Origin of the sequence: Streptococcus oralis, assembly GCF_001578945.1 — a bacterium.
GTDB lineage: Bacteria > Bacillota > Bacilli > Lactobacillales > Streptococcaceae > Streptococcus > Streptococcus oralis_Q.
Genome location: NZ_KQ969551.1, coordinates 283461 through 293117, shown reverse-complemented (window position 1 = coordinate 293117; position 9657 = coordinate 283461). Strand labels below are relative to the sequence as shown.

Annotated in this window: 7 protein-coding genes; all 7 read right to left on the bottom strand. The window is 41.3% G+C overall.

Going from position 1 to position 9657, the window contains the following annotated elements; genetic code table 11:
• Positions 1–31 precede the first annotated feature (31 nt).
• On the bottom strand, positions 32–892 hold the full coding sequence (locus tag SORDD16_RS04110; RefSeq protein ID WP_061452476.1) for a methionyl aminopeptidase: 861 nt from the start codon (positions 890–892) through the stop codon (positions 32–34).
• Positions 893–907: 15 nt separating this feature from the next.
• Complete coding sequence (gene spxR, locus SORDD16_RS04105) at positions 908–2185, bottom strand: CBS-HotDog domain-containing transcription factor SpxR (protein WP_061452475.1); 1278 nt, start codon at positions 2183–2185, stop codon at positions 908–910.
• Complete coding sequence (locus SORDD16_RS04100) at positions 2178–2729, bottom strand: GNAT family N-acetyltransferase (RefSeq protein ID WP_061452474.1); 552 nt, start codon at positions 2727–2729, stop codon at positions 2178–2180. The genes spxR and SORDD16_RS04100 overlap by 8 nt, the downstream gene beginning before the upstream one ends.
• Before the next feature lie 15 nt (positions 2730–2744).
• The gene (locus tag SORDD16_RS04095; protein ID WP_061452473.1) at positions 2745–4004 is read right to left on the bottom strand and encodes a UDP-N-acetylglucosamine 1-carboxyvinyltransferase; all 1260 of its coding nucleotides are present in this window, start codon (positions 4002–4004) and stop codon (positions 2745–2747) included.
• Between the two features lie 172 nt (positions 4005–4176).
• The gene (gene pyk, locus SORDD16_RS04090; protein WP_061452472.1) at positions 4177–5682 is read right to left on the bottom strand and encodes a pyruvate kinase; all 1506 of its coding nucleotides are present in this window, start codon (positions 5680–5682) and stop codon (positions 4177–4179) included.
• A gap of 65 nt (positions 5683–5747) precedes the next feature.
• A complete protein-coding gene (gene pfkA / locus SORDD16_RS04085) occupies positions 5748–6755 on the bottom strand; it encodes a 6-phosphofructokinase (RefSeq protein WP_061452471.1) in 1008 nt (335 codons plus the stop codon).
• 81 nt (positions 6756–6836) lie between these two features.
• Positions 6837–9657 (bottom strand): DNA polymerase III subunit alpha (locus tag SORDD16_RS04080; protein WP_061452470.1); only part of this gene is annotated, 2821 nt, incomplete at its 5' end.

Here is a 9657-nt window from a genome sequence, read left to right as displayed (position 1 = left end):
GCCAAAAAAAGGAGCTAAGCTCCCTTCATTTTTAATACGTTCCTTCTTCACCCTGACTAGTCAAGATAACCGGACCGTCTTTGGTAATCACGAACTGGTGTTCATATTGGCAAGATAGGCCGCCATCTATAGTCTTATGAGCCCAGCCAGTTTTCATATCTGTATCAATTTCCCAGTCACCAGTATTAATCATGGGTTCAATGGTTAGTACCATTCCTTCACGGAGGCGGAGTCCACGACCTGCTATACCGTAGTTGGGAACCATTGGCTCTTCATGCATAGTTGGTCCAACACCATGACCAACTAAATCACGTACGACACCATAACCGCGACTTTCAGCGTATTCTTGAATGGCCGCACCGATATCACCGATACGATTTCCAACAACCGCTTGCTCAATTCCTATATACATAGCTTCCTTGGTCACATCCATCAGGTTTTTCACTTCTTCAGACGGTGTACCAACCGCATAAGCCCAACATGAATCTGCTAGACCGCCAGAATAGCTCTGTGTGTATTTTTTCATTTGCTCAACATTGTTGAAGTTGAGTTTAGATACATTGAGGTCTGATTTGGCAATAGGGCCTCCCAAAACCATATCAACCTTTAGCAAATCTCCATCTTTCAAGATGTAATGACGTGGAAAAGCATGAGCAACTTCGTCGTTGAGAGAGCAACAAGTAGCATAGGGGTAATCCATAACTGCGCCATCCACGCCAATCTGTAGAGGAAGGAAATTTTCCTCTTTACAACGTCGACGAACGTACTCTTCAACTTCCCACATATCCACGCCTGGCTTAATCAAATCACGTAAGCCGATATGAATACTAGCTAGGAAATCGCCAGCCTTGTCCATGGCTTCGATTTCACGTGCTGATTTCAAAGTTATCATTTTTTCTCCTAGATTCTAATTGATTTTAACTGTAACATTTGCTTTTGATACAATCTGATGACCATGATAAATATCATAATCAATAATAGCCGAACGTCTCGTGTGGTGAATAATACGTGCCTGAATCCGCAAAGTATCATCTATCTGAACAGCTTGTAAGAAGTAAATTAGCATCTGCTCGATGATGAGATTGCGTCTGCTATTTGCCACCAAATCCTGTGTCATGTGAGTTAAAATTTCAGCAAGAACACCATTTGCCAAAACTCCGTTCTTCTCAAGCATAAAGGGCTCAACTGTAATCACAACTTCGTCGTGATGATAAGACAACTTCTGACCGATTTGCTCTGAAAAAGTCGGCAAGGCTGAAACCTGAGAGCGACTCATCTTATCCATGACATCGCGTCTTGTAATCACCCCGAGCAAAGTTTGATTGCTTCTCACTACCGGAACCATCTCAAAGTCTTCTGCTATCATCCGTTGACTGACATTGGCAATATTGGTCGCTAAGCCTGTTACGAAAATGCTGCGCGTCATCACCTTATCAATCGTCGTGCTAGGGGATTTGTCCCCTGCATCACGCATGGTAACAACTCCAACAACCACTTGGTGTTGATTAATGACTGGGAAACGACTGCTTCTGTTCTTACGTACCAAGTCTAGATAATCTTTCACTGTGTCTGTTTCTCTCAAAAAACCATACTCATGGCTAGGACGATAGAGCTTTTCAACTGTTAAAATATCTGTTTTAATTTGCACATTTGACAAAGCTCTATTGATCATAGTTGCAACTGTAAAAGTATCATGCTTGCTTCTCAGGACAGGAATACCTTTTTTATTGGCAAGTCCTAGTACATCCTCTTGGACATGAAATCCGCCAGTCACCAGAACTGCATTTTCATTTTCCAAAGCCAGAAGTTGAACACGAGTACGGTCGCCTACAATTAACAAACCACCATCGTTTAGATAGGACAAGATATTCTGTTCTGTCATGGCTCCAATGGAGAATTTACTGAATTCCCTGTTCAAACCTTCCTGACCGGCCAAGACTTCGGATGAAGTTACTTCTGCAATCTCTGCATAGGTCAGTTTTTCAATAGCCACTTTCTGGGACTTGATCCGAATGGTTCCACTACGAGGACGAGTTTCTACAATCCCACGATTTTCAGCTTCTTTAATAGCACGATAAGCCGTCCCATCACTTACACCCAAGTGATTGGAAATGCTACGAACACTGACACGTTTTCCTATTGGTAACTCTTCCAGATAATTTAAGATTTCCTGATGTTTACTCATTGAATTCTCCTTTTATGTATCGAAATTCAAGATAGTCCCTCATTTTTCGTGTATAGCGATCGCTCCCCTTAAACTGTCGGAAGAGACTAAAGCCCGATTTTAAGGCTACTTTTTGACTAGCTTGATTCTCCAGATGAGTGATGATGGATAATTGTTTTAATCCGAACTCTTCAAAGGAAAGTTGGCAAAGCTTGGTAACAGTTTCTGTCATAAAACCTTGTGACCAAGAATCCTTTTTTAAGAAATAACCAATTTCTGCCTCTTTCTTGATTTCATCAATCTTTTCAAATTTAATGGAGCCAATCATTTCCTGATTTTCTTGGAGACATATGGCCCAAACGCCTAAAGGATTCTTCATAAAATAGTTAGCAAGTGCATACTGACTTTCTTCCAAACTTGCTTGACTGGGAAAAATAAACTGCAAATTCTCAGGGTTTGAAGCAATCTCGAAAAACGCTTGACTGTCACTAAAAAAGAAAGGACGCAAATACAAGCGCTCCGTTTCAAAGAAAGAAAACATTGCTAATTTGGTCCAAATATTCATAATCACCTCAACGGTTTAGTCTTCAAAGAGTGTAATATCCGCTCCAAGACTACGCAATTTTTCGATAATATCTGAATAGCCTCTAAGGATAAACTCAATATTTGTAATTTCAGTCCGACCTTGAGCCATCAAACCAGCGATCACAAGTGCAGCACCAGCACGAAGATCTGTAGCTTTCACCTTGGCACCATGTAGAACACGCCCACCAGTGTAGAAAATATGGTCATTTGTAGTCGTAATATCTGCATCCATTTTTGCTAACTCAAAGACATGATTGACACGTTTCTCATAAATGGTATCAATAATGGTACCACAGCCTTGGGCGGTTAGTAAAAGTGGTGTGATTGGTTGTTGCAAATCCGTTGCAAATCCTGGATAGGGAGCTGTTTTAATATTGATAGCCTTCAAATCAGACTGCTCTTCAACGAAGATACTATCCTCAGAGACTGTCATGCGAACGCCCATTTCTTCTAGTTTGGCGATAAAGCCTTCTAAGTGTTCATAGAGAACATTGTTAATACGGATTCCCTTACCAACCGCTGCAGCAAGTGAAATATAGGTCCCGGCTTCGATACGGTCTGGAATAACTTGATGACGTGTTCCATGAAGTTGCTCAACACCATCAATAATGATAATATCAGTCCCTGCACCACGAATGTGAGCCCCCATGTTATTCAAAAGGGTAGCCACATCGATGATTTCTGGTTCACGAGCCGCATTTTCAATAACAGTCCGTCCCTTAGCCTTAACAGCCGCAATCATGGTATTAATCGTTGCACCAACACTAACGGTATCCATGTAGATACTTGCACCGTGAAGTCCCTTACCTTGGGCAGATAAATTCATATTATCTCCCTCGTAGCTCACTTTGGCTCCCATAGCTTCAAAGGCTTTTAAGTGAAGGTCAATCGGACGAGGCCCCAGATCACATCCACCAGGAAGTCCAACTGTAGCTTCACCAAAGCGACCTAAAAGACTTCCGTAGAAATAATAAGAAGCACGCAAGCTATTAATCTTGCCATAAGGCATAGGAATGTTTTGAACACCTCTTGGATCAATCTCCAAGACATCCTCATAACGCTTAACAGTCGCCCCCATAATTTCCATAATTTCGACAAGACTAGCAACGTCTGAAATATCTGGGACACAATCTAGGGTGACGACATCATCTGCCAGTATAATAGCAGGAATTAATGCTACAACACTATTTTTAGCACCACTAATGGTGATCTCACCTTGCAATGGACGTCCACCATTGATGACAATTTTTCTCATGTTATACTCTTTCAAAATTTACTAAAAAGGTCTTTACATTCTATTATACCATAGTTCTCTTATTTTTCCCATTCCTGTTTATTAAAATTAGCCTTCATTTTATCTTCTAAAATACAAAAAAACCTACCACTCAAGCTATAAAGCTTGATAGGATAGGCTTTTTAATGATTTATTAACGTACTGTGCGGATACGCATTGTATTTGTACGAACTGCTTCGCCAACAGGTACACCCGCAACGATAACAATATCATCACCTGATTCTACAAGACCTGCTTCAAGTGCTTTACGTTCAGCAATTTCAAACATATCATCAGTTGATGATGGAGCTTCTGTCAACATTGGGATAACACCCCAGTTCAACATCAGTCCACGTTCTGTCAATTCATCAAATGTCAATGCCAAGATATCTGCATTTGGACGGTATTTAGAGATCAAACGAGCTGTATGACCAGTCTTAGTAAGCGTCACCACCAATTTGATATTCATTGAGTTAGTAGCGTCTTTAACAGCTGAAGCCATAACTTCTGTCTTAGAGTTACGTTCAAAGCTGTCTGAGTTCAAACGTCCATACTCGTTCAAAAGAGTTTGAGCATTCTTGTCGATTGTAGCCATTGTTGTTACTGACTCAAGTGGATATTTACCGTTTGCAGACTCACCTGAAAGCATTGTAGCGTCAGTTCCGTCGATAACAGCGTTAAATACGTCTGATACTTCTGAACGAGTTGCACGTGGTTTTTCAGTCATTGTTTCAAGCATGTTTGTTGCTGTGATAACAACTTTACCTGCTGCATTGACTTTAGTAATGATCATTTTTTGGTAAACTGGAACCATTTCGAATGGTACTTCGATACCCATGTCACCACGAGCGATCATGATACCGTCAGCAGCTTCGATGATTTCATCCAAGTTGTCAATCCCTTGTTGGTTTTCAATTTTTGCGAACAATTGAACATGACCGTTACCAGTTTCTTCACAGATTGCACGAACTTCGTTAACGTCTTTTGCAGTACGTACAAATGAAATCGCGATGAAGTTGATACCTTGTTCCAAACCGAAACGGATATCATCGTTATCACGTTCAGCAAGAGCTGGGAAAGGAATTTTTGTGTTAGGGATGTTTACACCTTTTTGCTTAGCAATTACTCCGTCATTTTCAACTTCAACTTCAAATTCACGAGTTGCATCGTCTTTTGCAACAACGCGAAGACCAAGTTTACCATCGTCAACCAATACTTGACGACCAACTTCAACATCATCGTAGATATCAAGAGCACCAGCAACGTTCAAAGCAATCACTTCACGAGTTGATTTGATTCCTTGTTTAGTTGCAACACGGATTTTTTCACCAGTTTTGTAAGAGTACTCTTTTGCGTCACCTTCAAACAATTCTGTACGGATTTCAGGTCCTTTAGTATCAAGAAGGAAACCAACTTTTTTACCTGCAAGTTTTTCAGCAAGCTTAACAGTTGCCATACGCTCACCTTGTTCTTGATGGTCACCATGTGAGAAGTTGAAACGGAAAGTATTTGCTCCCGCTTCAATTAGTTTTGCAATGTTTTTAGCTGAAGCTTCAACGTCTAGTTTTTCACCCCAGTATCCGTCTTCACCGAATTTTTTACCTCCACGGATTTCTACCGCAGGACCTAAAGTTGCAACGATTTTTACACGTTTGTTCATGATTTTTGTGACTCCTTTATATAATTCGACCTTTATGGTCATGTTACCAAATTAATGAAAGTTGATTATGACAAGCTCTTATTTAAGCTAGCGAGTTCAAGATCAGCTTTGTGTGGGTTATTCACCACAATCTTGCCATCTTCAGTCAAGCTAAACAAAGCCCCTTCTTCTGCTGTACCAAGAATTGGATTTTCAACCATTTTTTCGTTACGGATACCAACAGCGACACCACCGATTCCTTGTTTAAGAAGTTTAACAGCGTGTGCTCCCAAGCGTGACGCCAAAACACGATCACGAGCAGTTGGTGAACCACCACGTTGGATGTGTCCAAGCTCAGTCACACGAAGGTCACTAGTGTCTCCTGCCTCTTTTAGTTTTTGACCAAATTCAGCCGCTGACATAACACCTTCTGCCAAAACGATGATGTTGTGTTTCTTACCGTGCTCATAACCGGCTTTGATGCTCGCTACGATTCCTTCCATATCAAAACCTTCTTCAGGGATAATAATTTCGTCCGCACCTGTAGCAATACCTGCCCAAAGTGCAATGTCACCAGCGTTACGTCCCATTACTTCAACAACGAAAGTGCGACGGTGACTTGATGAAGTGTCACGAATTTTATCAATAGCGTCCATAGCGGTTGTTACTGCTGTGTCAAATCCAATTGTAAAGTCAGTTCCTACGATATCATTATCAATTGTACCAGGAAGACCAATGGCTGGGAAGCCATGCTCGGTCAAGCGCATAGCACCATGATAAGAACCATCACCACCGATAACAACGACACCTTCAATACCATGTTTTTTCAACTGCTCAATCCCTTTGAGTTGACCTTCAAGTTGGGCAAACTCTGGGTAGCGAGCTGAGTGAAGGAAAGTACCACCACGCGAAATGATGTCACCAACTGATGCGGCATCTAGGGGATAGATTTCGCCAGCAACCATACCAGCATATCCGTCATAGATACCAAACACTTCCATTCCTTCTGAGATTGCTTGACGAACAACTGCACGAATGGCAGCGTTCATACCAGGGGCGTCACCGCCACTAGTTAAAACAGCAATACGTTTCATTTGGTTTATGCTCCTTTTTCTTTTAACATTCTTACTGATTATACCACATTTAAATCGAAAATTCTTCTATTTTTCGTATTTTTAACGATAAATCGTTTTCATAGCAAGTCCCTCTAATTTTTCCTCTAGAGCAGAATCTTTTCTTACAAAATGTTGTGTAGAAACAACCGTTTTTCCTTCCTCTTCATACCTGATAATGACAGGAATTGGGCCTTTGTATTGTTCTAGGATATTTGAAATCTCTTTATCGTATTCATGATTTTTAACTTGAATCCAGAATCGTTCCGCTACTGCTTCTTTCAAATCTTGTGCAATCATTTGCAGACGACCATCTCGAGATTGAACTTTACCATTGATGTAGTAAAATTTTCCTTCGGAGAGGATAGAGGAGAATTTTCTATATTGGTCTGAAAATACAGTCACATCCATCCGAGACTTACTATCATGAACCTGTAAAAAGGCCATGTTCTCGCCCTTCTTGGTTCGAATCACCTTTAGTTTTTGCACTTCAACTAGGAGAGTAGCTTGAGCTCCCTCGGTTAGATTAGCAATCGGAACCGTCGGATAAATGGTTTGTTTGGCAAGAGTTTGGAGAGGATGGGCACTGATACCTACCCCAATCAATTCCTGTTCCTTGTAAAATTTCTCCGCCTCAGTAAAATCATCAGCCTCAGTCCAACTATAGTTTGCATCTGCAAAGAGTCCACCTAACTCCTCAACAAAGACAAATAAGTTTGGTAGGTTCACTAAGATTTTCTGACGATTCTTGTCAAATTCATCAAAGAGCCCCAGTTCAACCAAAGGAGTCAAAAGCGATAGTTTCTTGTAATTCTTGGGAAGACGTGTGACAAAATCTTCAATGCTTGAGAAGGGACGATTTTCGATAATCCAGTAAGAAAAATCTCTTGGCATGCCCTTAATGGCTTTTAGACCAAGATAGATTTTTTTCTGGGCAATCTTATCATGATAGGGAATGCTGTTGATCGCCAAAGGCGCTACTTCAAAGTCCATCTGCAATGCATCTACAATGTAATCACTGCTAGAATAATTCAACATGACTTGAAAGAAAATAGCAGGATAATGCGTCTTGAAATAAGCTAGCTGGAAAGCCAGGGCTGAGTAGGCATAGGCGTGGGATCTATTAAATCCATAACCTGCAAATTTTTCCATCACTGCAAAAACTTGGTTGGCTTTCTCTTCTGAATGCCCTAGGTTCATAGCCCCAGTGATAAAATCTTCCCTCATCAAATGCATCTCTTTAGCATTTTTCTTACCCATGGCTCGTCTGAGAATATCGGCTTTACCAAGACTGAAACCTCCAAAGCGTTGAGCTACCTGCATGACCTGCTCTTGATAGAGCATGATACCATAAGTTGATGAAAGGATGTCCTCCAAGGCAGGGTCTAACACTGTCACCTTTTCTTTGCCGTGCTTCCGAGCGACAAAGTTATCAATATAATCACTAGCTCCTGGTCTGTTGAGCGAGGTTGTGGCTACTACCTCTTCAAAGACTTGCGGCTGAACTCGTTTCAAGAGTCGAATGGCACCAGGTTGTTCAAATTGGAAAATGCCTTTGGTATTTCCAGCAGCAAAGAGGGCCAGAGTTGCCTTATCTTCCAAATCAATCTCTTCGATTTTCAGATGAATACCCTCTGACTCAGCCAGTAATTCCTGCATTTTTTGGACAAAAGTCAAGTTACGTAAACCTAGGAAATCCATTTTTAAAAGGCCATTGGCTTCAACTGCATGTGCATCATATTGGGTGATGAGCATATCCTCGCCATATTTAAGTGGAATATAGTCCGTCAAATCTTGGTCACTCATGACGACCCCAGCTGCATGGATAGAGGTCTGACGAGGATACCCTTCAATCTTTCGAGCAATCTCAAAAGCTTTTTGGTATTCAATCTTACTATTGATGACCTGCCTAAACTGTAAATTCTTTTCATAGGCAGTTGTTAGCGTATCTCGAAAACTGATTTTTTTCGTAATATTGGTTAATTCATACTCAGGGACACCATAACGTTTGAAAACATCACGAATTGCTTGTTTTGCCCCAAAAGTCGAATAAGTGACAATCTGCGCCACGTGTTGACTACCGTACCGATCACGAACATAACGAATGAACTCTGGCCTATAAAGGTCAGGGATGTCGATATCAATATCAGGCATAGTGTAGCGCTCACGATTTAAAAAGCGTTCAAAGATCAGGTTCTTTTCAACCGGATTAATCCCTGTGATATCAAGTGAATAGGCAACCAGACTACCGACTGCAGAACCCCGTCCCATACCCATATAGTAGCCTTGGGAACGTCCAAAACGAAGCAAATCCCAAACCACAAGGAAATAGTCATCAAAGCCCATATCATGAATCACAGCCAATTCCTCATTCAGCCGCTCATGATAGATAGCTGAGGTTAGTCCCTTGTCACTCAACCCTTGCTCAGCCCTCTCTCGAAGTTCTTCTACTGCTGGTCTTTCAGGATTAAAGCGAGGGAGTTTTAAACTAGGGTCGATCTGGTAGTCAACATTCTCTATCAGACCTTGAAGATTGGCAAGCGCCTGAGGGAAGCGATTCATAAAACGTGCTTCCAAGTCTGAGGCTGGTAAAAAGATTCTCTGTTGTGAATGCAGATCCACTTCTCTCAGACTGACATTATCCTTGACTGCCGACAAGATTTGCAAAACCTGTAGGTCTTCCTTTTCAAAAGAGTTGACTTGATAGAGGGGAAGAATGGGTCTGGTAAAGGCTTCTTGAGGAGTATCTGGACTGACACCGATATAATAATCATGCCCCAAATCCAGCTGTTCGACCCCATTAAAATAGGGAACAATAATAGCAATATCTTCAAGGTGGGAGGTGAAGTCAGACCAATTTTTTCGACCAGTCATTTTTAGAGTG